This is a genomic window from Streptomyces sp. NPDC018947 (genome assembly GCF_044390505.1).
In the GTDB taxonomy this organism is placed as follows: Bacteria; Actinomycetota; Actinomycetes; order Streptomycetales; family Streptomycetaceae; genus Streptomyces.
In genome coordinates, this window is the sequence record NZ_JBIRZD010000022.1 from 87,163 (window position 1) to 110,182 (window position 23,020).

Below are 23,020 nucleotides of genomic sequence, written 5' to 3' on the forward strand. Positions count from 1 at the left end.
AAGTTGCTACGGAAGAGACTCACCGCGGGGCGCGACGGGAGTGCGAATCCGACAGCCGAGGCAGGAGTACTCGATGGCTCGTATGACCGCTGCCCGAGCGGCAGTTGAGATCCTCAAGCGCGAGGGCGTCACCGACGCGTTCGGTGTGCCGGGCGCGGCGATCAACCCCTTCTACGCGGCGCTCAAGGCCTCCGGCGGCGTCAACCACACCCTCGCCCGTCACGTCGAGGGTGCCTCGCACATGGCCGAGGGGTACACCCGTACCCGGCCCGGCAACATCGGCGTCTGCATCGGCACCTCCGGTCCGGCCGGCACCGACATGATCACCGGCCTCTACTCGGCGATCGGCGACTCCATCCCGATCCTGTGCATCACCGGCCAGGCGCCGACAGCGGTGATCCACAAGGAGGACTTCCAGGCCGTCGACATCGCCTCCATCGCCAAGCCGGTGACCAAGATGGCCGTCACCGTCCTGGAGGCCGCCCAGGTCCCCGGCGTCTTCCAGCAGGCGTTCCACCTGATGCGCTCCGGCCGTCCCGGCCCGGTCCTGATCGACCTGCCGATCGACGTCCAGATGACGGAGATCGAGTTCGACCCGGACACCTACGAGCCGCTCCCGGTGTACAAGCCGGCCGCGACCCGCGCCCAGGTCGAGAAGGCGATCGGCATGCTCAACGCCGCCGAGCGCCCGCTGATCGTCGCCGGCGGCGGTGTCATCAACGCCGACGCGGCCGACCTGCTCGTGGAGTTCGCCGAGCTGACCGGCACCCCGGTCGTGCCGACCCTCATGGGCTGGGGCCTGCTGCCCGACGACCACGAACTGAACGCCGGCATGGTGGGTCTGCAGACCTCGCACCGCTACGGCAACGCGACGTTCCTGGAGTCCGACTTCGTCCTCGGCATCGGCAACCGCTGGGCCAACCGCCACACCGGCAAGCTCGACGTCTACACCGCCGGGCGCACGTTCGTCCACGTCGACGTCGAACCCACCCAGATCGGCAAGATCTTCGCCCCGGACTACGGCATCGCCTCCGACGCCAAGGCCGCGCTGGAGCTGTTCGTCGAGGTCGCGAAGGAGCTGAAGGCGGCCGGCAAGCTGCCCGACCGCTCCGAGTGGGCCGCCTCCGCCCAGGAGCGCAAGGCCACCCTGCAGCGCCGCACGCACTTCGACAACATCCCGATCAAGCCGCAGCGCGTCTACGAGGAGATGAACAAGGCCTTCGGCCCGGAGACCCGGTACGTCTCCACCATCGGCCTCTCCCAGATCGCCGGCGCCCAGATGCTGCACGTCTACCGCCCGCGGCACTGGATCAACTGCGGCCAGGCCGGCCCCCTCGGCTGGACGGTCCCGGCCGCGCTCGGCGTCGCCAAGGCCGACCCCGAGGCGCAGGTCGTGGCGCTCTCCGGTGACTACGACTTCCAGTTCATGATCGAGGAACTGGCCGTCGGCGCGCAGCACAAGATCCCCTACGTGCACGTGCTGGTCAACAACTCCTACCTGGGCCTGATCCGCCAGGCGCAGCGGGCGTTCGACATCGACTTCCAGGTCAAGCTCGAGTTCGAGAACATCAACTCGCCCGAGCTGGGCGTCTACGGCGTGGACCACGTCAAGGTCGCCGAGGGCCTGGGCTGCAAGGCGATCCGGGTGACCGACCCGAACGAGCTGGGTGCCGCGCTGGAGCAGGCCAAGAAGCTCGCGGCCGAGTTCCAGGTGCCGGTCGTCGTCGAGGCGATCCTGGAGCGCGTCACGAACATCTCGATGTCGGGCACCAACGACATCAGCAACATCGTGGAGTTCGAGGAGCTCGCCACCGAGCCGGAGCACGCCCCCACGGCGATCCGCACGCTGAAGGTCTGACCCCGGCACAGAGGTCTGACCCCCGAGTACCGCGAAGAGAGCGGCCCGTCCCCGAGGACGGGCCGCTCTTCCGTGTCCCCGTGCCCGCCCGGCGCGGCTAGTCGGACCCGGTGCCCCCGCTGCCGCAGGAGTACAGCGAGCCGCCCCCGCCACCGCGCGGGGAGTGCCGGAGGAGGCCCTTGCCGCCCACCTCCACCCGCTCGACCAGCCCCGCCCGCAGGGCGAAGCGGGGCAGCAGCACGCGCAGCGCGGCCGTGTCGTGCAGGGCGACGGCGAGCAGCCGCTCCTCGGCCGTCAGACCGCGCCGGCCGGCGGGCAGCGGATGCCGCTCCCGCAGCTCCCGCACCCGGCCGCGGGCGCCGCGGGTCGGACCGAGCAGCGGGTAGCGCAGCAGCCCGGCCTCCGCGAGCGGGATACGCATCAGGGCCACCGCCAGGCGCACGTCCGTGTGCCGGGTCAGCCGGCGCACGCCCATCGGCTCGTCCAGGCACCCCCGTACCGCCTCCGCCAGAGGACTGAGGGCAGTCGCCCCCGCCCCCGGCTGCGACGGCAGGGCCCGTACGGTGCCCGGCGGGCCGGGCTCCACGGCGCCGCGCAGATACAGGTCGACCACGGCGACCGTCACGGCGGCGCGTGGACCGCCGCGCAGCAGCGCGACCTCGTGCGGTGCGAGCGGGATCCGGACCTCGTCCTCCATACGACCACCCCCGTGTACGGGGGTTGCCCGTGCGACCGCCCCCGTGTGCAGGGGTTGTGCCCGCTGCCGCGCCCGCTCATCCCCGTTCAGTCGCCGTGGTGCTCGTGCAGTCCGGGCCAGTCGTCCGGGCCGCCGCCCTGCCACTCGACGAGGTCACTGGAGGCGACGTCCGTCACGTACAGGTCGGCCAGGCGCAGGATCTCGGCGACGTCGTCGAGGTGCGAGGCGACACCGAGCGTCTCGTCGCCCGAGGTGACCCGGCGGGAGCCGTCCAGAGCCGCGGGGCGGACCACGATGTGCGGATGCTCCGGTGGATGTGCCATGACACCAGCGTGCTGCGGACCGGTCACGGCCGCACCTCCACGACCGGGGCACGGCGGCCGTCGTGCCCCGGGGCCCTCCGCACCCGGACACGGAGAAGCGGGGGGGGGGGGGGGGGGGGGGGGGGGGGGGGGGGGGGCCCCGGGCGGGGGGGGGGGGGGGGGGGGGGGGGGGGGGGGGGGGGGGGGGGGCCGCGCCGCCCCCGCCCCCGCCCCCCCCCCGCCCCCCCCCCCCCCCCCCCCCCCCCCCCGCCCGCCCCCCCCCCCCCCCCCCCCCCCCGCTTCTCAGCCCGGTGAGGGTCTTCTCGGTGACGAGGGTTTCCGGGTGGTGCCCGTCCGGCGGTGCGAGGCTGGGCGCGACAGGTCATTCGCGCCGCCGGACGGAGTCAGTGGGGCCTTTCGGCCGGTGGGTTCGCCGTGGGGCGAGTGGCTGGGACCGCGGCGGTACGCGACGGGACCGGGTGACTCCTCCCCTCAGGTCGTAGGAGGAGCCCCGTTCCTTTCACCACCGCACTGGCTCGCGGGCCGCCGCGGTCCTGGCACTGGCCGTCCCGGCACCGGGCGGCCACCCCTCATCCGGGCCGCTCCGGTGCCTTCGCCGGCCGCGCACACGGTCCCGGCCTCCCCGCCGGATCCGTGCACGAGCTGGTGGATCAGTCCTCGCGCAGGGCGCGGACCGCCTCCTCCACGCGCTTGCCGTACTCCGTGTCGGCGGCGTGGAAGTGCGCGAGGTTCTTCTCGATCACGTCATTGCGGGAGACCTGGGACAGGCCGCCGGCGATGTTCGCGATCAGGCGCTTCTTCTCGTCCTCGGACATCAGCCGGTACAGCTCACCGGCCTGGAAGAAGTCGTCGTCCTTGGTGTGCAGCGGTGCCGCGTGGGTGCCGGTGTGGCCGGAGACGGGCAGCGGGGCGGCCAGCGGCCGGCCGGTCTCGACCGGGCCGTCGTACGAGTTGGGCTCGTAGTTCTTCGCGTGGCGGCCCTGCGAGTTGGACGCCATCAGACCGTCGCGGCCGTAGTTGGCGGCACCGCCGGCCACGCCCTTCGGCGCGTTCACCGCCAGCTGGGTGTGGTTGACGCCCAGGCGGTAGCGGTGCGCGTCCGCGTAGGCGAACAGGCGGCCCTGGAGCATCTTGTCGGGGGAGGGGCCGATACCCGGAACGAAGTTGTTCGGGGAGAACGCGGCCTGCTCGACCTCGGCGAAGATGTTGTCGGGGTTGCGGTCCAGCACCAGCCGGCCCACGCGGCGCAGCGGGTAGTCGCTGTGCGGCCACACCTTGGTCACGTCGAACGGGTTGAAGCGGTAGTTCGCCGCCTCGGCCACCGGCATGAGCTGCACGTACAGCGTCCAGGACGGCAGCACGCCGCGCTCGATCGCCTGCACCAGGTCCGTCTGGTGCGACGTCGGGTCCTGGCCCGCCAGTTCCTGCGCCTGCTCGGCGGTCAGGGTGCGGATGCCCTGGTCCGTCTTGAAGTGGTACTTGACGAAGAAGGACTCGCCCCGGCCGTTCGTCCACTGGTAGGTGTGCGAGCCGTAGCCGTTCATGTGGCGGTACGAGGCCGGGATGCCGCGGTCGCCCATCAGCCAGGTCACCTGGTGGGTCGCCTCGGGGGCGTGCGCCCAGAAGTCCCAGACGTTGTCCGGCTCCTGGCGGCCCGTGAAGGGGTCGCGCTTCTGCGAGTGGATGAAGTCGGGGAACTTGATCGGGTCCTTGATGAAGAACACCGGCGTGTTGTTGCCGACGAGGTCGTAGTTGCCCTCCTCGGTGTAGAACTTCACCGCGAAGCCGCGCGGGTCGCGGACGGCGTCCGCACCGCCGAGCGCGTCGGCCACGGTGGAGAAGCGCACGAAGACCTCGGTGCGCTTGCCGACCGTGTCGAGGAAGGCGGCGTGCGTGGCGTCCGTGACGTCGTCGGTCACCTCGAAGTGGCCGTAGGCGCCGGAGCCGCGGGCGTGCACCACGCGCTCCGGGATGCGCTCGCGGTTGAAGCGCGCGAGCTTCTCCAGCAGGTGCTGGTCCTGGATCAGGAGCGGGCCGCCGATGCCGGCGGAGGCGGAGTTCTGGTTGTCGGCGACCGGGGCGCCGGACTCTGTCGTGAGCACGCGCTGCGACATCGGGGACCTTCCATGCGAGGGGTCAGCGGAAAACTGTTTCCGCTTCGTGGAGCCTAGGTATGAGGGCTGAGCACGTCAACAGATTGTTGAAGTGGTTTCCGGGCGGCGCCGCCGCTCGGGCGCGACAGGACAGGTGTCAGCGGCGGCGCCGCCCGGAGGTCTCGGGACGGGGCGTCAGACCTGGGCGCCGGAGAGGCGCTCCACGGCCCGCAGCAGGGCCGAGTGGTCCAGGCCGCCGTCGCCCTGGGCGCGCAGCGACGCCACGAGCTGGGCGACCACGGCGCCGACCGGCAGCGCGGCGCCGACGTTGCGGGCGGCGTCGGTGACGATGCCCATGTCCTTGTGGTGCAGGTCGATGCGGAAGCCCGGCTTGAAGTCGCGGGCGAGGAAGTTGTCCTTCTTCCGCGTCAGCACGGTCGAGCCGGCCAGACCGCCGTTGAGGACGTCGAGGGCGGCCTTCAGGTCCACGCCCGACTTCTCCAGGAAGACGACGGCCTCGGCGCACGCCTGGATGTTCACGGCGACGATGAGCTGGTTGGCGGCCTTCACGGTCTGGCCCGAGCCGTGCGGACCGCACAGCACGATGGTCTTGCCGAGGGCCTCCAGGATCGGCTTGGCCTCGTCGAAGTCGGCCTGCTCGCCGCCGACCATGATGGACAGCACGGCCTCGATGGCGCCGGCCTCGCCACCGGAGACGGGGGCGTCCAGGACGCGGATGCCCTTGTCCGCGGCGGCCTTGGCGAGGTCCACGGAGGTCTGCGGGGTGATCGAGGACATGTCGATCAGCAGCGCGCCGGACCTGGCGTTCTCCAGGATTCCTTCGGGGCCGTAGGAGATGGCCTCGACCTGCGGCGACGCGGGAACCATGGTGATGACGACGTCGGCGTCGCGCACGGCCTCGGCGATCGAGCCGGCCACGGAGCCGCCGGCGGCGGCCAGGCGGTCCAGCTTCTCCTGCTCGAGCGTGTAACCGGTGACCTGGTAACCCGCCTTGATCAGGTTCTCGGACATGGGGGAGCCCATGATGCCGAGGCCGATCCACGCGATCTTGGGAAGGTTGCTCATGATGGGGTGCCTCTCGAATGCAGGTGGTGATCAGCGGGCGGCGCGGGCTTCGCGGGGCAGCCAGTCGAAGGCCTCCGCGCTCGGGCGGTCGCCGGGCTTGTACTCCAGCCCGACCCAGCCCTCGTAACCGGCCTTCGCCAGTTGGCCGAGCAGCTCCTCCAGGGGGAGCGAGCCCGTGCCCGGGGCGCCGCGGCCGGGGTTGTCGGCGATCTGCACGTGGCCGGTCTTCGCGGCGTAGGCGTCGATCACCTGCGGGAGGTCCTCGCCGTTCATGGACAGGTGGTACAGGTCCATGAGGAACTTGGCGTTGCCGAGCCCGGTGGCCTCGTTGACCTTGTCGACGACCTCGACCGCGGCCGGCGCCGACACCAGCGGGTACAGCGGCGACTCGGGCTTGTTGAGCGCCTCGATCAGCAGGACGGCGCCGATCCGGTCGGCCGCGCGGGCGGCGAGGACCAGGTTCTCCAGGGCGAGCCGGTCCTGCTCGTCCGCATCCACGCCCTCGACGCGGTTGCCGTACAGGGCGTTGAGCGCCTTGCAGCCCAGCGACTCGGCGAAGCCCGCGGCCACGTCGATGTTGGCGCGGAAGCGGTCCGACTCCTCGCCGGGCACCGACAGGGCGCCGCGGTCGGGACCCGGAAGCCGGCCGGCGTAGAAGTTCAGGCCGGTGAGCTGGACGCCCGCGTCCTCGATGGCCTTCTTCAGGGCGTCGAGCTCGGACTGCTCGGGGGTCGGGGAGTCGATCCAGGGCCACCACAGCTCGACCGCGGTGAAGCCGGCCGCGGCGGCGGCCGCGGGGCGCTCCAGGAGCGGGAGTTCCGTGAAGAGGATCGACAGGTTGACGTTGAAGCGCTGGTCTGCGAATCCCATCGGGTGCCGCGCTCCCTTCCGTGTGTTGTGTTTCCGTATTACGGAAGTTCGTTTCTGCGTAATGGAAGATTGCCGTCAGGGTCGGGGCCTTGTCAAGAGGGGGCGGCGGAAACGGTCACCAGCGCGTTAGGTTGGCCGGGTGCGATTGAGAGTGGAGTTCACGACCGAGCCCTTCGACCTCGACGAGGCGCCCGCCCACGCGGTCGTCGCCCGGGAGGTCGTCGAGGCGGCGGAGCTGGACGAGGTGGACGTCGGCCCGTTCGGCAACACCGCCGAGGGCGGCGCCGGCCCGGTGCTCGCCGCCGTGGACGAGCTGCTGCGCCGCAGCCTCCAGGCCGGCGCCACCCGGATCTCCCTCCAGATCAACGTGGTCGAGGAGGGCGAGCGGTGACCGGCTCCGGCGAGGAGGACTTCATAGCGGCGGTGAAACCACTGGTCGACGCCATGGGCGGGGAGATGCTCCCGCCGGACGAGGCGGACCGCGAGGACGTCGTGCTCGCCTGGCGGGGCGCCGACGTCGTCGCCGTGCGCCTGCCCCAGCTCGCCGACTCCCTGGACCACATCCTCGCCGCCATGGAGCGCCGGCAGGGCCGCCCGCTCGCCGAACTGGACCGCAGGGCCAAGCAGGAGGTCGTCCGCACCCTGGAGGCGCGCGGCGCCTTCTCCGTGCGGCACGGCGTGGAGACCGTCGCGAGCGCGCTGGGCGTCAGCCGCTTCACGGTCTACAACTACCTCAACCGCGAGAAGGCCACCTGACCTGCACCGGGGTCTCACCCAAGCCGCCGCCGTCCGTTAATCGGACGGCGGCTTTTGTTACCCCGAATTTTCAACAAAGTGTTGACGGGTTGTTTCCGAGGGCGTTAGCTATCGGCACGCCCGTTCAGCACAAGGCCACGGAGGCTCCCGTGACGTCCACTCTCGCGTCGGGCCTGGCCCGATTCAACGCTCTGGAGGAGTCCGCGGCATTCGCGGAACTCCACGAGGCGTGTGCCTCCACGGCGTGGGCCCGGCGACTGCTCAACGCTCGTCCCTTCACCACCCCCGAGGACCTCTACACCGCGTCCGACGCCGCCATGGCCGACCTGACCGCGGCGGACCTGGAGGAGGCGATGGCCGGGCACCCGCCGATCGGCCGCCCCAAGCCCGGCGACCCCACCTCCTCACGCGAGCAGGCGGGGATGGCCGGGGCCTCAGCCGAACTCAAGGCGGAGATGCTCGAACTGAACCTGGCCTACCAGGAGAAGTTCGGCCACGTGTTCCTCATCTGCGCCACCGGCCGGACCGGCGAGCAGATGCGGGACGCGGTCAAGGAACGGATCGGCAACTCGCCCGAGCAGGAACGGGAGATCGTCCGCACCGAACTGGGGAAGATCAACCGTATCCGGCTGGCCGGGCTGCTCGACGCCGCCTGAGCGGCCCCCAGCCGACCGACGCCGCCGCACACCGCAAGAGGACTTCGCATGAGCACCGAGACCACCGCTTCCGTGTCCACGCACATCCTGGACACCAGCGTCGGCCGCCCCGCCGAGGGCGTCGCCGTCCACCTCTCCGCCCGCGGCGGACCCGAGGCGGACTGGCAGACGCTCGGCGGCTCCGCGACCGACGCGGACGGGCGGTGCAAGGACCTGCCGGCACTGCCGGAGGGCACCACACACGTACGGCTCGACTTCGACACCGAGACGTACTTCGCCAAGAAACAAGCCGCGGCCCAGCAGGACGCCCCCGCGCTCCGGGACAGCGAGAACGACCGGCCCGTGTTCTTCCCCGAGGTCACCATCACCTTCGCGGTGGTGCCCGGCGAGCACTACCACGTTCCGCTGCTGCTCAACCCGTTCGGCTACTCCGTTTACCGAGGGAGCTGACCGACACATGACCCGTTTCGTCCTGGGACAGAACCAGTACGGCAAGGCAGAGAACCGCGTTGTCAAGATCACGCGTGACGGCGACACGCACCACATCAAGGACCTGAACGTCTCCGTCGCCCTGTCCGGCGACATGGAGGAGGTCCACCGCAGCGGCTCCAACGCGAACGTCCTGCCGACCGACACCACCAAGAACACGGTGTTCGCCTTCGCCAAGGAGCACGGGATCCAGAGCGCCGAGGACCTCGGCGTCAAGCTCGCCCGCCACTTCGTGGACAACAACGAGCCCATCCACCGGGCCCGCATCCGCATCGAGGAGTACGGCTGGGAGCGGATCGAGACCTCCAAGGGCGGCGCCCGCTTCGTCGGCTCCGAGGAGATCGCGCACTCCTTCGTCCGCAAGGGCCAGGAGACCCGCGTCGCGCAGATCACCTACGACGGCCACGGCATCCAGGTGCTCTCCGGGTTCAAGGACCTGACCGTCATGAACTCGACCAACTCCGAGTTCTTCGGCTTCCTGAAGGACAAGTACACCACCCTTCAGGAGGACTACGACCGCATCCTCGCCACCACCGTCTCCACCTGGTGGCGGCACAACTGGGACGGCATCGACTCGCACGCCCCCGACTGGGACCGCTCGTACAGCGGTGTGCGCAAGCACGCGCTGCAGGCGTTCGCCGAGACCTACTCGTACTCGCTCCAGCAGACCCTCTTCGAGATGGGTGTGCGGGTGCTGAACTCCCGCGACGAGGTCGACGAGATCCGCTTCTCGATGCCCAACAAGCACCACTTCCGCTCGGACCTGTCGCCCTTCGGGATCGACAACGAGGCCAAGGACGGCGCTGTCTACTACGCCGCCGACCGACCCTACGGCCTGATCGAGGCCACCATCCTCCGGGACGGCGCCGAGCAGCTCATCCCGGTCGACATGACCAACCTCTGACGCGGTAAGCGCGCCCCCGGCCGGCCTTCCGGACCCGGGGGCGCGCCACACCGGAGGGAACCCCATGGCACTGCCTGCGAAAGGGCCCGGCACAGGCCCGTGTTCCACCCCGCCCGAGCACTCCGAGGGCCCCGTCACATCCGTGCACCCGGTGGACGAGAAACTCCACCCCTCGCGGCTCGTCCCGGCCGCGCTCCAGCACATCGCCGCCATGTACGCGGGCGTTGTCACTCCTCCGCTCATCATCGGCCAGGCCTGCGGACTCGACATCGAGGCACGCACCCGGCTGATCGCCGCGAGCCTGCTGATCGCCGGCGTCGCGACCCTGCTGCAGACCCTCGGCGTCAAGGGCTTCGTGGGCAACCGCCTGCCCTTCGTCAACGCCGCCTCCTCGGCCGGCATCGCACCGATCCTCGCCATCGCCGAGACCAACAGCGAGGGCGACCAACTCCCCGCCATCTACGGCGCGGTGATGGTCGCCGGCGTCTTCTGCCTGGCCGTCGGGCCCTTCTTCGGCCGGCTGCTCAGGTTCTTCCCGCCCCTGGTGACCGGCGTCGTCATCACCCTGATCGGCGTCACCCTGATGCCCGTCCCGGTCGGCTGGGCCCAGGGCGGCGACAAGACCGCCGCCGACTTCGGCGCCATGCGCAACCTCGCGCTCGCCGCCTTCACCCTCGGCGTCATCCTCGTGATGCAGCGCTTCGGCAGGGGCTTCCTCAAGCAGGTCGCCCTGCTCTTCGGCCTCCTCGTCGGCACCCTGGTCGCCATCCCCTTCGGCATGGCCGACTTCAGCGCCCTGAAGTCCGCGCCGGTCGCCGCGCTGCCCACGCCCTTCGCCTTCGGCGCCCCCGAGTTCCAGCCCGCGGCCATCCTGTCGCTGTGCATCGTGATGCTGGTCCTGATGACCGAGTCCAGCGCCGGCATGCTCGCCCTCGGCGAGATCTGCGACCGCCGCGCCGACGGCAAGGTCATCACCCGCGGCCTGCGCACCGACGGCCTCGCCACCCTCGTCGGCCCCGTCTTCGGCGGCTTCCCCACCTCCGCCTTCGCGCAGAACGTCGGCGTCGTCTCCCTGACCCGGGTCCGCAGCCGCTACGTCGTCGCCGTCGCCGGCGCCACCCTGCTGGTCCTCGGTGCCTTCCCGGTCCTCGGCGCGGTCGTCTCCCTGGTCCCCATGCCGGTCCTCGGCGGCGCGGGCATCGTCCTGTTCGGCTCCATCGCGGTCAGCGGCATCCGCACCCTGTCCGAGGCCGGACTGGACGACAGCTCCAACATCATCCTGGTCGCCGTGGCACTCGGCGCCGGCATCATCCCGCTGGCCGCGCCGACCTTCTACGCCGACTTCCCCGCCTGGGCGCAGACCGTGCTCGGCTCCGGCATCAGCGCCGGCGCGCTCGTCGCGGTCGGCCTCAACCTGTTCTTCCACCATCTCGGCACCCGGAGCCGCACCGCGGTCCCGGCACTCAAATCCTCCTAGGGTCCTGCCGTGCCCTCCCCGTGGGTACCCACCCCGCCCACGGGCCGCACTGAAAGACAAGGAACCAGCATGGCAGCATCATCGGCAGCCGAGCGCACAGTCATCGAGAACTGCGCGATCGCCACCGTGGACGCGGGCGACACCGAGTACGCCTCCGGCCACGTGGTGATCGCCGGCAACAGGATCGAATCCGTCGGCGCGGGCCGGGCCCCCGAGGGCCTGGAGAACGTCGTACGGCGGATCGACGCCACCGGCCACCTGGTCACGCCGGGCCTCGTCAACACCCACCACCACTTCTACCAGTGGATCACCAGGGGCCTCGCGACCGACCACAACCTGTTCAACTGGCTGGTCGCGCTGTACCCGACCTGGGCGCGCATCGACGAGCCGATGGCGTACGCGGCGGCCCAGGGGTCGCTCGCGATGATGGCCCGCGGCGGCGTCACCACCGCCATGGACCACCACTACGTCTACCCGCGCGGCTCCGGCGACCTGTCCGGCGCGATCATCCGCGCCGCCCGTGAGATGGGCGTCCGCTTCACCCTGGCCCGCGGGTCGATGGACCGGGGCGAGTCGGACGGCGGGCTGCCGCCGGACTTCGCGGTGGAGAGCCTGGACGGCGCGCTCGCCGCCACCGAGGCCACCGTCAAGGAGCACCACGACGCCTCCTTCGACGCGATGACCCAGGTCGCCGTCGCCCCCTGCTCCCCGTTCTCCGTCTCCACGGAACTGATGCGCCAGGGCGCCGAGCTGGCCCGCCGGCTCGGCGTGCGGATGCACACCCACGGCTCGGAGACCGTGGAGGAGGAGAAGTTCTGCCACGAGCTGTTCGGCATGGGCCCGACCGACTACTTCGAGTCGACGGGCTGGCTCGGTGAGGACGTGTGGATGGCGCACTGCGTCCACATGAACGACTCGGACATCGCGGCCTTCGCCCGCACCGGCACGGGCGTCGCCCACTGCCCGTCGTCCAACGCCCGCCTCGCCGCCGGCATCGCCCGCGTCGCCGACATGCTCGCCGCCGGTGTCCCGGTCGGCCTCGGCGTCGACGGCACCGCCTCCAACGAGTCCGGCGAACTCCACACCGAGCTGCGCAACGCCCTGCTCATCAACCGCCTCGGCGCCCACCGCGAGGCCGCCCTCGACGCCCGCAAGGCGCTGCGCCTGGGCACCTACGGCGGTGCCCGCGTCCTCGGCCGGGCCGCCGAGACCGGCTCCCTGGAGGCGGGCAAGCTCGCCGACCTGGTGCTGTGGCGGATGGACACCCTCGCCCACTCCTCGATCGCCGACCCGGTGACCGCCCTGGTCTTCGGTGCCGCGGCCCCGGTGACCGCCTCGTTCGTCAACGGCCGCCAGATCGTCGAGAACGGCCGGCTGCTCACCGTCGACGAGGACGCCATCGCGCGCTCCACGCGGGACGAGGCCCAGCGCCTGGCCCGGATCGCCGCGCAGGGCTGACCGACCGCACAACCGAACACGTACAGGCCGCAACACAGTTGATCTCCGGCCGGGAGGGACGGCTCCCGGCCGGTAGCCGTGGACCCGAGCGGGGTCCACGGTGGCCGTCTCCGGGGTGCGCGCACCGCGCGCACCCCGGAACGGTGCCGTTCTCCCCGAACGGACCGTCCCGGTCCCGCACGACCACCTGCACCACCTCCCTGACACCCACGTCAGAGACCGACGTGTAACCGACCGGAGGGACGCCGCCGTGGCCGACCACCCTGTAGACGAAAAACTCCCGCCGCTGAAGATGGCGACGACCGGCCTGCAGCATGTGGCCGCGATGTACGCCGGAGTCGTCGCCCCGCCCCTGATCGTGGGCGCGGCCATCGGCCTGAGCGCCACCGAACTCACCTTCCTCACCGGCGCCTGCCTGTTCACCGCCGGCCTCGCCACCTTCCTGCAGACGCTGGGCATCTGGAAGATCGGTGCCCGGCTGCCGTTCGTCAACGGCGTCACCTTCGCGGGTGTCGCCCCCATGACCGCCATCGTCGCCTCCACCGAGGACAAGTCCGACGCGCTGCCGATCATCTTCGGCGCGGTCATCGTCGCCGGACTCCTCGGCTTCTTCGCCGCACCCGTCTTCTGCAAGGCGATCCGCTTCTTCCCGCCGGTCGTCACCGGCACGGTCATCACCCTGATCGGCATATCCCTGCTGCCCGTCGCCTTCGGGTGGGCGCAGGGGGCCAGTCCCACGGCCGACGACTTCGGTTCGGCGACCAACCTGGGGCTGGCGGGCATCACGCTCGTCATCGTGCTCCTGCTGCGCCGTTTCACCCGCGGCTTCGTCAAGCAGATCGCCGTGCTGCTCGGCCTGGTCGCGGGCACGCTGATCGCCATCCCGTTCGGCGTGACGGACTTCGGCCCGGTCGCGGACGCGAGCATCGTCGGCTTCCCCACGCCGTTCCACTTCGGCGCCCCGCAGTTCCAGGTCGCCGCGATCCTGTCCATGTGCGTGGTGATGGTCGTCTCGATGACCGAGTCCACCGCGGACATGCTCGCCCTCGGTGAGATCGTGGAACGTCCGGCCGACGAGAAGACCATCGCTGCCGGCCTGCGCGCCGACACGCTCGGCTCCGCGCTCAGCCCGGTCTTCAACGGCTTCATGTGCAGCGCGTTCGCGCAGAACATCGGCCTCGTGGCGATGACGAAGATCCGCAGCCGCTTCGTCGTCGCCGCGGGCGGCGGGTTCCTGGTCCTGATGGGCCTGTGCCCGATGGCCGCCTCGCTGATCGCCGTCGTCCCGCGCCCGGTGCTCGGCGGCGCCGGTGTCGTCCTGTTCGGCTCGGTCGCGGCCAGCGGTATCCAGACGCTGATCCGGGCGAGCCTCGACAAGGACAACAACGTCCTGATCGTCGCGGTCTCCCTGGCCGTCGGCATCATCCCGATCGCGGCGCCGGAGTTCTACCACGCCTTCCCGGAGAACGCGAAGATCATCCTGGACTCGGGAATCTCGACCGGCTGTGTCGCCGCCGTCCTGCTCAACCTGGTCTTCAACCACATCGGGGGCAAGGGCCGCGACGCCGAGGACGTGACCCATCCGATGGAGCCGGGGAAGGAGATCACCGACTCGTCCCGCGCCGCGGTCGCACCGTGACGCGTGAGCCCGCCCAGCACGGAGTGTTACGGGGGCCGGCGCCTCGAAGAGAGGCGCCGGCCCCCGTGTTCCGTGGACGGGGCCGGCGGGCGGTGACCCGTCGCGCGGGCCGGCGCACGAGTGCCGGCGGGGCCGTCCGTCACAGCCCGAACACGCCGGGGTCGGAGGCGAGTTCCTTGAACCGCTGCCGGGGATCGGCCAGCAGTCTGCGCTCGCGCAGGTCCATCAGCCCGCCGACCGCCTCGATCTCGGCCGCAACCGTCCCGTCGTCCGACCGGCGGATGTCCTGCCGCATCCGGAAGGTCTTGCCCTCCCCCCACTCGAAGGCGCACGTCACCTCGACCTCGTCACCGGCGAGCAGCTCGCGCAGGAACCTGATCGTCGTCTCCAGCGCCACGGGTCCGACTCCCCGGGCCACCAGGTCGGCCTGCCGGATGCCGGCCGCCCGCAGCAGCGACCAGCGGGCGTGCTCGGCGTAGTTGAGGTACACGGCCTGGTTGAGGTGGCCCTGCGTATCGGTCTCGTACCCGCGGACGGTCACCGGAACGGAAAACGGCTCGCTCACCACAACTGCCTCTCCTCGTGGACGTGTCGACGGACCCGATCCTGACACGGGCGTCACACCCTGCGCGGGGAGGCCAGCAGGCAGCGGGCGCGCGTGCGCGGCTCGGTGTGCTCACCGACCTGCCAGCCGGCCCGTTCCAGCGTCGCCGCGCAGGCGCGCAGCGCGTCGCCGTCGGCCTCGTACACGGCGACCGCCTCCGGCTGCGGCGTCGCGCGCACCCGGTACCCGTCGTCCCCGTCCGGACCGGCGGGACGGTGCCCGGCGGCCTCCAGCGCGAGTGCGGCGGCCCGCACGAGATGCGCCCGCTCCCAGCCGCACGGCCGGTCCACCGCCCCGTCCGGGTGGGTCATCCGGCGCAGCTCCAGCAGTCCCTGCCAGGCACCGCGCACCTCCCGCAGCCGCGCCGGCCCCGCGCCGCCGGGCACCTCCTCCTCGCCGCCCACGCGTGCGGCGAACACACCGTCACCGGCCGCCCGGCCGGGATGCGGGGCGGAAGCGGCGTCCGGCTCGGCGGGGGCCTCCCGCGCCCGGTGCCCGGCCGGGGTCAGGAAGCAGTCGTGCGGAGGCCGCGGATGCCGGAAGGCGAGTCCCCTCCTCACCAGCGCGGCGAGCTGCGCCTCCGTCCCCCGCAGGCGCCCGGTGACGGGATCGGCGGCGTCGATCAGGCGCCGCTGCGCGGCGGTCGGCGGTCGTGTCACGGCGTCCCCCCTTCCCTCGGCGGCGGCACCTTCGAAGGCTACGCCGGGGGTCTGACATTCCAGGCCGAGATCACCGGCCGCCCGTGCTCGGTGCCCAGCCGGCACAGCGCCCCGGTGCCGAGCTGGAAGAGGGCGCCGTGCGACGGCGGAAGGCCCAGGTGCCGTGCGGTCAGCACCCGCAGGAAGTGCCCGTGGGCGACCAGGACCACGCAGCCCTCGTAGTCGGCGAACGCCGCCTCCGCCTTGGCCAGCACCCGGTCGGCCCGCTCCCCGACCTGCTCCGGGCTCTCCCCGGGGTGCTCCGGCGGCCCCGGGGCGACGCCGTCCGTGAACAGGAACCAGTCCGGGCGGGTCCGGTGGATCTCCACCGTCGTGATCCCCTCGTACCCGCCGTAGTCCCACTCGTGCAGGTCCGGCTCGACGCGCACCGCGTGCAGTCCGATCAGCTCGGCCGTCTCCCGCGCCCGCTGGAAGGGGCTGACGAAGGCCGCCGCGATCCGGTGCGACCGGATCAACGGCACCAGTCCGCGCGCCTGCTCGCGCCCGTTCTCGGTCAGCGGCACGTCCGTCAGCCCGGTGTGCCGCCCGGACCGCGACCACTCGGTCTCACCGTGCCGCACAAGAAAAAGATCACCCATTCCTCCAGGCTACGGGCCGGTGCCCGCGGGCGGCCGTCCGGTGGCCGCGCCCCGTGCCCGGCGCGGTGCGCGTCTGTACGCCGGGAGGTGGAATACGTCGTCGGCCGGTGGGCATTTGGCCGCAGCGCCCGGGCCGCCCGGCCGTAGGGCATGTCTCATGCAGACATGATCAATCTCTCTCGGCGTACCGTGCTCCGTACTCCGATCGCCGCGGCCGGCGCGGGGCTCCTGGCGGCCTGCACCGGCTCGGGTCCGCGCCCAGGCACCGGTGCCGGTTCGGCCTCCGGTGCCGGATCCGGTTCCGGTCCCGGCTCTCGACCGACCGCCGGCGGGGAGAACTTCGTCCCTGAGGGACCCCGGGGTTTCGTCAATCCCTCCGACCCGGAGGTCCTCGCCGCCGAGCGGCTACGGGGTTCCGGCCCGGTGCGCAGCTTCCGGCTCACCGCCTCCGAGACCACGCTGGACCTTGGCGGGCGGTCCGTCCGGAGCTGGGCCTACGGCGAGGCGCTGCCCGGCCCGCTGGTGCGCGTCACCGCCGGGGACGTGCTCGACCTGACCCTCGCCAACCGGCTGCCCGCGGCGACCTCGCTGCACTCCCACGGCGTGCGGCTGCGCTGCGACATGGACGGAGTCCCCGGCCTCACCCAGCAGGGCATCCGCCCCGGGGAGGACTTCCGCTACCGGTACACCGCCACGCACCCCGGGACCTATCTGCTGCACTCCCACGCCGGGATGCAGCCCGACCGGGGCCTGTACGCGCCGTTGGTCATCGACGACCCCAAGGAGCCCCTCGCCTACGACGAGGAGTGGATCGTCGTCCTGGACGACTGGCTCGACGGCGTGGAGGGCTCCACGCCGGACGAGGTGCTGGAGCAGTTGCGGCCCGGTTCCGCGAGCATGGAGCACATGGCCATGGGTCCCGGCCGCGGCGGCCCGGCGTCCGGGTACCCGTCCCCGGCCCCGTCGCCGTCCAGGAGGACCGCGGGCCCGTCCCGGGTGCAGCGCGAGTCCCACAGCCGCATGCTGCACGGCCACGGCGGCAGCGTCGTCTACCCCCACTACCTGGTCAACGGCCGTGTCCCCGAGAACCCCGCGGTCTTCCGGTGCCGCCCGGGGGCCCGCGTCCGCCTGCGCATCATCAACGCCGGTGCCGAGACCGCCTTCCGCGTCGCGCTGGGCGGCCACGAGCTGACGGTCACGCACACGGACGGCTATCCCGTGCGGCACACGACGACCGACGCCCTCCTCGTCGGCATGGCCGAGCGGTACGACGTCCTGATCACCGCGGGGGACGGCGACTTCCCGCTGGTCGCGCTGCCCGAGGGCAAGGAGGGCGGGGCCCTCGCCGTACTGCGCACCGGCAAGGTCGGGCGGAGCCTGCCCCCGGTCGGCGTGCGCCCGGACGAACTCGACGGGAAGACCGTCCCCGCACGGCGTCTGGTGCCCGACGACTCCGTCGCCCTCGACGACCGGGAACCCGACCGGGAGATGCGCATCAGGATCACCGGGGGCATGGAGACGTACGACTGGGGGTTCGACCACCAGCCGTACTCCGTGCGGCAGCGCCACCCGGTGAGCGCCGGGGAGCGGGTGCGGCTCTCCCTCATCAACGCCACGGACATGTGGCACCCCATGCATCTGCACGGGCACACCTTCGCGGTCACCGGCCTGGACGGTGCGGGCGCCCGCAAGGACACCGCGCTGGTGCTGCCGCACCGCAAGCTGGTCATCGACTTCGACGCCGACAACCCGGGGCTGTGGATGCTGCACTGCCACAACCAGTACCACTCGGAGAGCGGCATGATGACGGTGCTCGGCTACCGCAGATGAGGCCCTGGGCGCCTCCCGGGCGGGTGGGCGTCCCCGCCGCAACGGGCTAGGCGGGGCCGCCGGAGCGCGAGACGGCGAACACGCCCCGGACGCGGGTGCCGTCCTGCGCCCGCCAGGAGCCGGTGATGTGCCCGCCGGCTCCCGGTCCGGTGGGGGAGGGGCCGTCCGGGGCGGCCCGCAGCACCCGGTGCAGGCGGAGGGCCGCGCCGTGCGGCGAGGTCAGGGTGGTGCCGTCCTGGTCGTCGGTGACGGCGAAGTCCGTGACGCCGGCGAAGACGGGGCCGTCATCGTCGCGGGAGACGACGACGTCCCGGTCGGGTAGGTCGCTGACGTTCTGGTCCTGGGCCTCGGCCCGCCCCTCGGCGAGGGCCGCCAACTGTGCGGCCAGCACCGGGTCGTGGCAGCCGTCGTAGGCCCAGCGCCTGCCCAGCACGCCGTGCTCCATGGTGCCGAGGAGCGCGTGCTCCGCGCCGTCGAGCGGGGCGCCGCGATAGGTCAGCGGCACCAGGTAGGCGACCGGGGCGGCCCCGCCGGCATCGGTGATCACCATGAACTCGATCCCCACCTCGCCCTGCGGATCGTCCAGCCGGAAACCGCCCGCCCTGGCCAGCGCGGGCTCGGCCCCGTCCCCCCGGTACCAGGGGCGGGACGGCAGCCAGGCCGCGAGCAGTTCCAGCTTGGTCGGCTTCAGGTGCGTACGGTGAATGACGGCCACGCCGCGGGTCCCTCCGTCGAGTCGGTGCGATCACGGCCACTCTCCCACCGGCCGCGGCGCGGCGCAGGCGATCACCGCACAGCGGCCGGCACCACCGCCTCGGCCGGGCCGCGGCTCGGGGGCCGGTGAGGCCGGCGGAGGCCGCCGCTACTGCCGGTATCCGCTCAGGAAGCGTCCGATCCGGCCGATCGCCGCCTCCAGGTCGTCCGCGTGGGGGAGGGTGAGGACGCGGAAGTGGTCGGGGCTCGGCCAGTTGAAGCCCGTGCCCTGGACCACCTGGATCTTCTCGCGCAGCAGCAGGTCCAGGACGAACTTCTCGTCGTCGTGGATCGGGTGCACCTTCGGGTCGATGCGCGGGAAGGCGTACAGCGCTCCCTTGGGCTTCACGCACGAGACCCCGGGGATCTCGTTCAGCTTCTCCCAGGCCACGTCGCGCTGTTCGCGCAGCCGCCCGCCCGGCGCGGTCAGCTCGCGGATGGACTGGCGGCCGCCCAGCGCGGCCTGGATGGCGTACTGCGCCGGCGCGTTGGCGCACAGCCGCATGGAGGCCAGCATCGTCAGGCCCTCCAGGTAGTCGCGGGCGTGCCGGCGCGGGCCCGTGACCACAAGCCAGCCGGAGCGGAAGCCCGCCACCCGGTACGTCTTGGACAGGCCGCAGAAGGTGAGGACCACCAGGTCGGGGGCGAGGGCGGCGGCCGAGTGGTGGACGGCGTCGTCGTAGAGGATCTGGTCGTAGATCTCGTCGGCGAAGACCATCAGCCCGTGGCGGCGGGCCAGGTCGAGGATGCCCTCGACGATCTCCTTCGGATAGACGGCGCCGGTGGGGTTGTTGGGGTTGATGATGACGACCGCCTTGGTGCGGTCGGTGATCTTCGACTCCATGTCGGCCAGGTCCGGGTACCACTCGGCCTGCTCGTCGCACAGGTAGTGGACCGCCTTGCCGCCCGCGAGCGTCGTCACCGCCGTCCAGAGCGGGAAGTCGGGGGCGGGGATCAGGATCTCGTCGCCGTCCTCCAGCAGGGCCTGTACGGCCATGGAGACCAGTTCGGAGACGCCGTTGCCGAGGAACACGTCGTCCACGCCGACCTCCAGGCCGAGGGCCTGGTAGCGCTGGGCGACGGCGCGGCGGGCGGAGAGGATGCCGCGCGAGTCCGTGTAGCCGTGGGCCCGCGGCAGCATCTTGATCATGTCCTGGAGGATCTCCTCCGGCGCCTCGAAGCCGAACAGGGCCGGGTTGCCGGTGTTCAGGCGCAGCACGCTGTGGCCCGCCTTCTCCAGCGCGTCGGCGTGCTCGATCACCGGGCCGCGGATCTCGTAGCAGACCTCGCTGAGCTTGTTCGACTGCCGGAACTCCATGCGCGGCTTCCCCTCCGGTGACTGTTGTTGCTTGGTTTTACCAAGTGTGAGCTTGGAAAGTCCAACAACATGTCTACACTGCGTCGCATGTCACCTCGCCGAAGCTACGACCAGTACTGTTCCGCCGCCCGCGCGCTCGACGCCGTCGGCGACCGCTGGACCCTGCTGATCGTCCGGGAGCTCCTGGCCGGTCCGCGGCGCTACACCGACCTGCACGCCGACCTGCCCGGCGTCAGCACGGACGTACTCGCCTCGCGGCTGAAGGACATGGAGCGCGAGGGGCTGACGACCCGGCGCCGGCTGGCTCCGCCCGGCGCGGCCTACGTCTACGAACTCACCCCCCGGGGAAAGGAGTTGCTGCCCGTTCTGGAGGCGCTGGGGGCGTGGGGCGCGGGGGAGCTGGGGGAGCGGCGGCCCACGGACGCGGTGCGGGCCCACTGGTTCGCGCTGCCCCTGCTGCGGGCCCTGCGCGCGGCGGGCGCGTCCGAGGGCCTGGTCGAAGTGCGCCTGGAGGAAGGCGACTTCCATCTGTGGGCCGGCGCCGGGGACGGGCCGGTGTACGGGCACGGGAGGGCGCCCGGGGAGCCCGGCGCCCGCCTGGAGATGGACGCGGCGACCTGCGCCGCGCTCGGCCGCGGGGAGCTGGACCTGCGGGACGCGGTACGGGAGGGGCGCGTCGCGGTCACCGGTGACGGCACCGTCGCCAAGGCGCTCAGGGAGACGTGAGGCGCGCGGGACGGGGCACGGAACGGCGAAAGGCCCGCCGGCGGCGGGCCTTTCGGCTGTGGCTCAGGCGCCCGGCGGCACCCGGGACGGCCGTCCCGAACCACGGGTCAGCGCGTACCCGCCGATGCCCGCGAGCGCGGCCAGCACCGCCCCGATCCCGGACCACACCCACCGGTCGGACCACCAGCCCGACGACCAGCCGTCCTCGGGCTCGATCGCGGACAGCACCGCGTTGCTCCCGGAGTCGTCGTCCTCCTGCCCGGACGTCATGGCGATGCCCGGCACCAGCGGCTCGGACAGCGAGCCGTCCACGGCGGCCGCTCCGCCCATGTCCTTGGAGTCCACCCGGATCTCCGCGCCGACCGGCACGCCGAGGTCGGCCGTCGGCAGCTTCACCGCCGTCAGCCGGACGTAGTACGTCCCCGGCAGCGGGTCGTCGGCCCACGGCTCCGACCAGGCGCGCACCGTGCGCAGCACGCACGCCAGCTCCACGGAGGACGTGCCCGCAGCGGCCGTACGGGTCTGCGCGCCCCACTGGCAGGCCTGGCGGCGGCGCAGACCGTCGTACACGTCGATCCGCCAGGTCTCGGCGGCGTGGGTCTCGGGCAGCTTCACCGTGGCCTCGACCGTCGGCCGCTGTCCGGCGTCGGCGGGGAACGACCAGTACAGGTAGTCGCCCGCGGAGCCGTTCGCCGTGGCCCGCCGGCCCTGCTCGATCTCGGTGGCGGTGCGGAAGGACGTGCCCGCCTCGGTCGGGGCGCCGTCGTCCTTCGACGGGCCCGCCGAGGGCGAGGAGTCGGCCGCCGCGGGAGCCGCGGCGAGCCCGGCCATCAGCAGGGCGGCACTCAGCACTCGGGTGAATCGCATCAGTGGGTCCTCCAGACCGCGAACCGCCAGCGCGACAGCCAGCCCCACAGCAGACCGGCGAGGAAACCGACGAGCACCAGCAGGCCGAGCAGCCACCAGCCGCGGCCGAGGCCGAACGAGGCCACGTCATCGGCCTGGTCCGGGCCGTCCACGACGTCGACGGTCAGCTCCAGCGGCAGACCGGGGGTGGTCTTCACACCGGGCGCCACGGAGAAGGAGTTGGTGACCTGGATGCACACGGTCTCCGCGGCCGGCTTGTCCGCGTCCGCGTCGTCGTCCTCGGGCTTCGGGTACCGCAGGCCGGCCGATATCGCGTCCGTGCGGCCGTTCTCCGCCGCCTCGCCGCGCACGATCTCACGGCCGTGCACCGTGACCGCCCGCAGCAGCACGCCGTAGGAGGGGTTCACGGCCCGGTCGGCGGACACGCTGACGGAGGCGCGCAGCTCCTGGCCGGGCAGCACGTCCACCCGGTACCAGCGCTGCTTCCCGAACTCCTCGCGGTCGGTGTAGAGGCCCGACGTCAGCGCCGGCGCCTTCGCGCACGCGTCCGCGCCCTCGACGGCGACCGGCGTCACCACCGGGTCGGCGGCGCGGTCCACCAACTGGTTGACCTTGTCGGTGAGTTCGTCCGTGTGCTCCACCGAGGTGTAGGTGCCGCCGGTCGCCTCGGCGATGCAGCTGAGCTGCTGCCGCATCTTGGCGTTGGGGACCAGGCCCAGGGTGTCGATGGTCAGTCCGATGCCCTTGGCGGCGATCTCGCGGGCCACCTCGCACGGGTCCAGCGGGGCGCAGGTGTCCTCGCCGTCACTGATCAGCACGATCCGCTTGGAGCCGTTGCCGCCGTCGAGGTCGTCGGCCGCCTTGAGCAGCGCGGGGCCGATCGGCGTCCAGCCGGTGGGCGACAGGGTCGCCACCGCGGTCTTGGCCTCGGTGCGGTCCAGCGGGCCGACCGGGTAGAGCTGCGCGGTGTCCTTGCAGCCCGTCGGGCGGTCGTCGCCGGCGTAGTCGGCGCCCAGCGTGCGGATGCCGAGCCGGACCTCCTCGGGCGTCGCGTCCAGCACCTCGTTGAACGCCTGCTTCGCCGCGGCCATCCGGGTGCCGCCGTCGATGTCCCGGGTCCGCATCGAACCGCTGACGTCGAGCACGAGGTCGACCTTCGGCGCGTCCTCGCCCGTGGGTTCACCGGCGGCCGCCCCGGCCGGGAGGGCGATCCCGGCCGTCAGCGCGGCGAGCAGAGCGCACACGCCCGCCGCCAGCCGTTTTCTTGTGATCATCGGCGGATCCTATTGATCAGGACTGCCGTGCTCCAAAACGAGACC

Annotated in this window: 23 protein-coding genes; 11 read left to right on the forward strand and 12 right to left on the reverse strand. The window is 72.1% G+C overall.

Going from position 1 to position 23,020, the window contains the following annotated elements; genetic code table 11:
- Positions 1-73 precede the first annotated feature (73 nt).
- Positions 74-1,858: a glyoxylate carboligase gene (gene gcl / locus ACH499_RS31890; RefSeq protein WP_399020257.1), complete on the forward strand. Its 1,785-nt coding sequence runs from the start codon at positions 74-76 to the stop codon at positions 1,856-1,858.
- A 97-nt stretch (positions 1,859-1,955) separates the two neighbouring features.
- Here the strand turns inward: gcl and ACH499_RS31895 are convergent, their stop codons facing one another.
- The 5 genes from ACH499_RS31895 to ACH499_RS31915 form a co-directional block, all read right to left on the reverse strand.
- Positions 1,956-2,555 (reverse strand): TIGR04222 domain-containing membrane protein, encoded by a 600-nt coding sequence (locus tag ACH499_RS31895; protein WP_399020259.1) that lies wholly within the window; start codon positions 2,553-2,555, stop codon positions 1,956-1,958.
- Between the two features lie 86 nt (positions 2,556-2,641).
- Positions 2,642-2,878: a hypothetical protein gene (locus ACH499_RS31900; RefSeq protein ID WP_365604022.1), complete on the reverse strand. Its 237-nt coding sequence runs from the start codon at positions 2,876-2,878 to the stop codon at positions 2,642-2,644.
- 650 nt (positions 2,879-3,528) lie between these two features.
- A complete protein-coding gene (locus ACH499_RS31905; RefSeq protein ID WP_356202220.1) occupies positions 3,529-4,992 on the reverse strand; it encodes a catalase in 1,464 nt (487 codons plus the stop codon).
- Positions 4,993-5,166: 174 nt separating this feature from the next.
- The gene (locus ACH499_RS31910) at positions 5,167-6,057 is read right to left on the reverse strand and encodes a 2-hydroxy-3-oxopropionate reductase (RefSeq protein WP_356202218.1); all 891 of its coding nucleotides are present in this window, start codon (positions 6,055-6,057) and stop codon (positions 5,167-5,169) included.
- Between the two features lie 30 nt (positions 6,058-6,087).
- Positions 6,088-6,927 (reverse strand): TIM barrel protein, encoded by an 840-nt coding sequence (locus ACH499_RS31915; RefSeq protein WP_399020262.1) that lies wholly within the window; start codon positions 6,925-6,927, stop codon positions 6,088-6,090.
- A 139-nt stretch (positions 6,928-7,066) separates the two neighbouring features.
- Here ACH499_RS31915 and ACH499_RS31920 point away from each other — a divergent pair, with 139 nt between their 5' ends.
- From ACH499_RS31920 to ACH499_RS31955, 8 genes are all read left to right on the forward strand, one after another.
- Positions 7,067-7,318 (forward strand): hypothetical protein, encoded by a 252-nt coding sequence (locus ACH499_RS31920; RefSeq protein ID WP_356202214.1) that lies wholly within the window; start codon positions 7,067-7,069, stop codon positions 7,316-7,318.
- Positions 7,315-7,683 carry a helix-turn-helix domain-containing protein gene (locus ACH499_RS31925; protein WP_356202212.1) on the forward strand — a complete coding sequence of 123 codons (369 nt, stop codon included), beginning with the start codon at positions 7,315-7,317 and terminating at the stop codon, positions 7,681-7,683. The genes ACH499_RS31920 and ACH499_RS31925 overlap by 4 nt, the downstream gene beginning before the upstream one ends.
- A 149-nt stretch (positions 7,684-7,832) precedes the next feature.
- Entirely contained in the window at positions 7,833-8,339 is a 507-nt protein-coding gene (gene uraD, locus ACH499_RS31930) for a 2-oxo-4-hydroxy-4-carboxy-5-ureidoimidazoline decarboxylase (protein WP_356202210.1), read from the forward strand.
- Positions 8,340-8,387: 48 nt separating this feature from the next.
- The gene (gene uraH, locus ACH499_RS31935) at positions 8,388-8,789 is read left to right on the forward strand and encodes a hydroxyisourate hydrolase (RefSeq protein ID WP_356202208.1); all 402 of its coding nucleotides are present in this window, start codon (positions 8,388-8,390) and stop codon (positions 8,787-8,789) included.
- Between the two features lie 7 nt (positions 8,790-8,796).
- A complete protein-coding gene (gene pucL / locus ACH499_RS31940) occupies positions 8,797-9,732 on the forward strand; it encodes a factor-independent urate hydroxylase (RefSeq protein ID WP_399020265.1) in 936 nt (311 codons plus the stop codon).
- A gap of 64 nt (positions 9,733-9,796) precedes the next feature.
- Positions 9,797-11,209 (forward strand): nucleobase:cation symporter-2 family protein, encoded by a 1,413-nt coding sequence (locus ACH499_RS31945; RefSeq protein ID WP_399020267.1) that lies wholly within the window; start codon positions 9,797-9,799, stop codon positions 11,207-11,209.
- Positions 11,210-11,278: 69 nt separating this feature from the next.
- Complete coding sequence (locus ACH499_RS31950; RefSeq protein ID WP_399020269.1) at positions 11,279-12,667, forward strand: 8-oxoguanine deaminase; 1,389 nt, start codon at positions 11,279-11,281, stop codon at positions 12,665-12,667.
- A gap of 250 nt (positions 12,668-12,917) precedes the next feature.
- Positions 12,918-14,306, forward strand: coding sequence for a nucleobase:cation symporter-2 family protein (locus ACH499_RS31955; RefSeq protein WP_356202200.1), 1,389 nt, complete (start codon positions 12,918-12,920; stop codon positions 14,304-14,306).
- A gap of 139 nt (positions 14,307-14,445) precedes the next feature.
- Here the strand turns inward: ACH499_RS31955 and ACH499_RS31960 are convergent, their stop codons facing one another.
- From ACH499_RS31960 to ACH499_RS31970, 3 genes are read right to left on the reverse strand one after another with little or no spacing between them, the layout of a single operon-like run.
- A complete protein-coding gene (locus ACH499_RS31960) occupies positions 14,446-14,871 on the reverse strand; it encodes an acyl-CoA thioesterase (protein ID WP_356202198.1) in 426 nt (141 codons plus the stop codon).
- A 53-nt stretch (positions 14,872-14,924) separates the two neighbouring features.
- The gene (locus ACH499_RS31965) at positions 14,925-15,569 is read right to left on the reverse strand and encodes a hypothetical protein (RefSeq protein WP_399020272.1); all 645 of its coding nucleotides are present in this window, start codon (positions 15,567-15,569) and stop codon (positions 14,925-14,927) included.
- Between the two features lie 38 nt (positions 15,570-15,607).
- Positions 15,608-16,207 (reverse strand): histidine phosphatase family protein, encoded by a 600-nt coding sequence (locus tag ACH499_RS31970; RefSeq protein ID WP_356202194.1) that lies wholly within the window; start codon positions 16,205-16,207, stop codon positions 15,608-15,610.
- Positions 16,208-16,372: 165 nt separating this feature from the next.
- Here ACH499_RS31970 and ACH499_RS31975 point away from each other — a divergent pair, with 165 nt between their 5' ends.
- The gene (locus tag ACH499_RS31975; protein ID WP_399020274.1) at positions 16,373-18,037 is read left to right on the forward strand and encodes a multicopper oxidase family protein; all 1,665 of its coding nucleotides are present in this window, start codon (positions 16,373-16,375) and stop codon (positions 18,035-18,037) included.
- Positions 18,038-18,083: 46 nt separating this feature from the next.
- On the opposite strand, the gene ACH499_RS31980 is transcribed toward ACH499_RS31975, so the two are convergent.
- A complete protein-coding gene (locus ACH499_RS31980) occupies positions 18,084-18,752 on the reverse strand; it encodes a 1,4-alpha-glucan branching protein (protein WP_356202190.1) in 669 nt (222 codons plus the stop codon).
- Positions 18,753-18,899: 147 nt separating this feature from the next.
- A complete protein-coding gene (locus ACH499_RS31985; protein WP_356202188.1) occupies positions 18,900-20,108 on the reverse strand; it encodes a pyridoxal phosphate-dependent aminotransferase in 1,209 nt (402 codons plus the stop codon).
- A gap of 87 nt (positions 20,109-20,195) precedes the next feature.
- On the opposite strand from ACH499_RS31985, the gene ACH499_RS31990 reads away from it, so the two are divergent.
- Complete coding sequence (locus tag ACH499_RS31990; protein ID WP_399020277.1) at positions 20,196-20,834, forward strand: winged helix-turn-helix transcriptional regulator; 639 nt, start codon at positions 20,196-20,198, stop codon at positions 20,832-20,834.
- Positions 20,835-20,897: 63 nt separating this feature from the next.
- On the opposite strand, the gene ACH499_RS31995 is transcribed toward ACH499_RS31990, so the two are convergent.
- Together ACH499_RS31995 and ACH499_RS32000 are read right to left on the reverse strand one after the other, a co-directional pair.
- Positions 20,898-21,701 (reverse strand): hypothetical protein, encoded by an 804-nt coding sequence (locus ACH499_RS31995; protein ID WP_399020279.1) that lies wholly within the window; start codon positions 21,699-21,701, stop codon positions 20,898-20,900.
- Entirely contained in the window at positions 21,701-22,975 is a 1,275-nt protein-coding gene (locus ACH499_RS32000) for a VWA domain-containing protein (protein WP_356202181.1), read from the reverse strand. The genes ACH499_RS31995 and ACH499_RS32000 overlap by 1 nt, the downstream gene beginning before the upstream one ends.
- Positions 22,976-23,020: the final 45 nt, after the last annotated feature.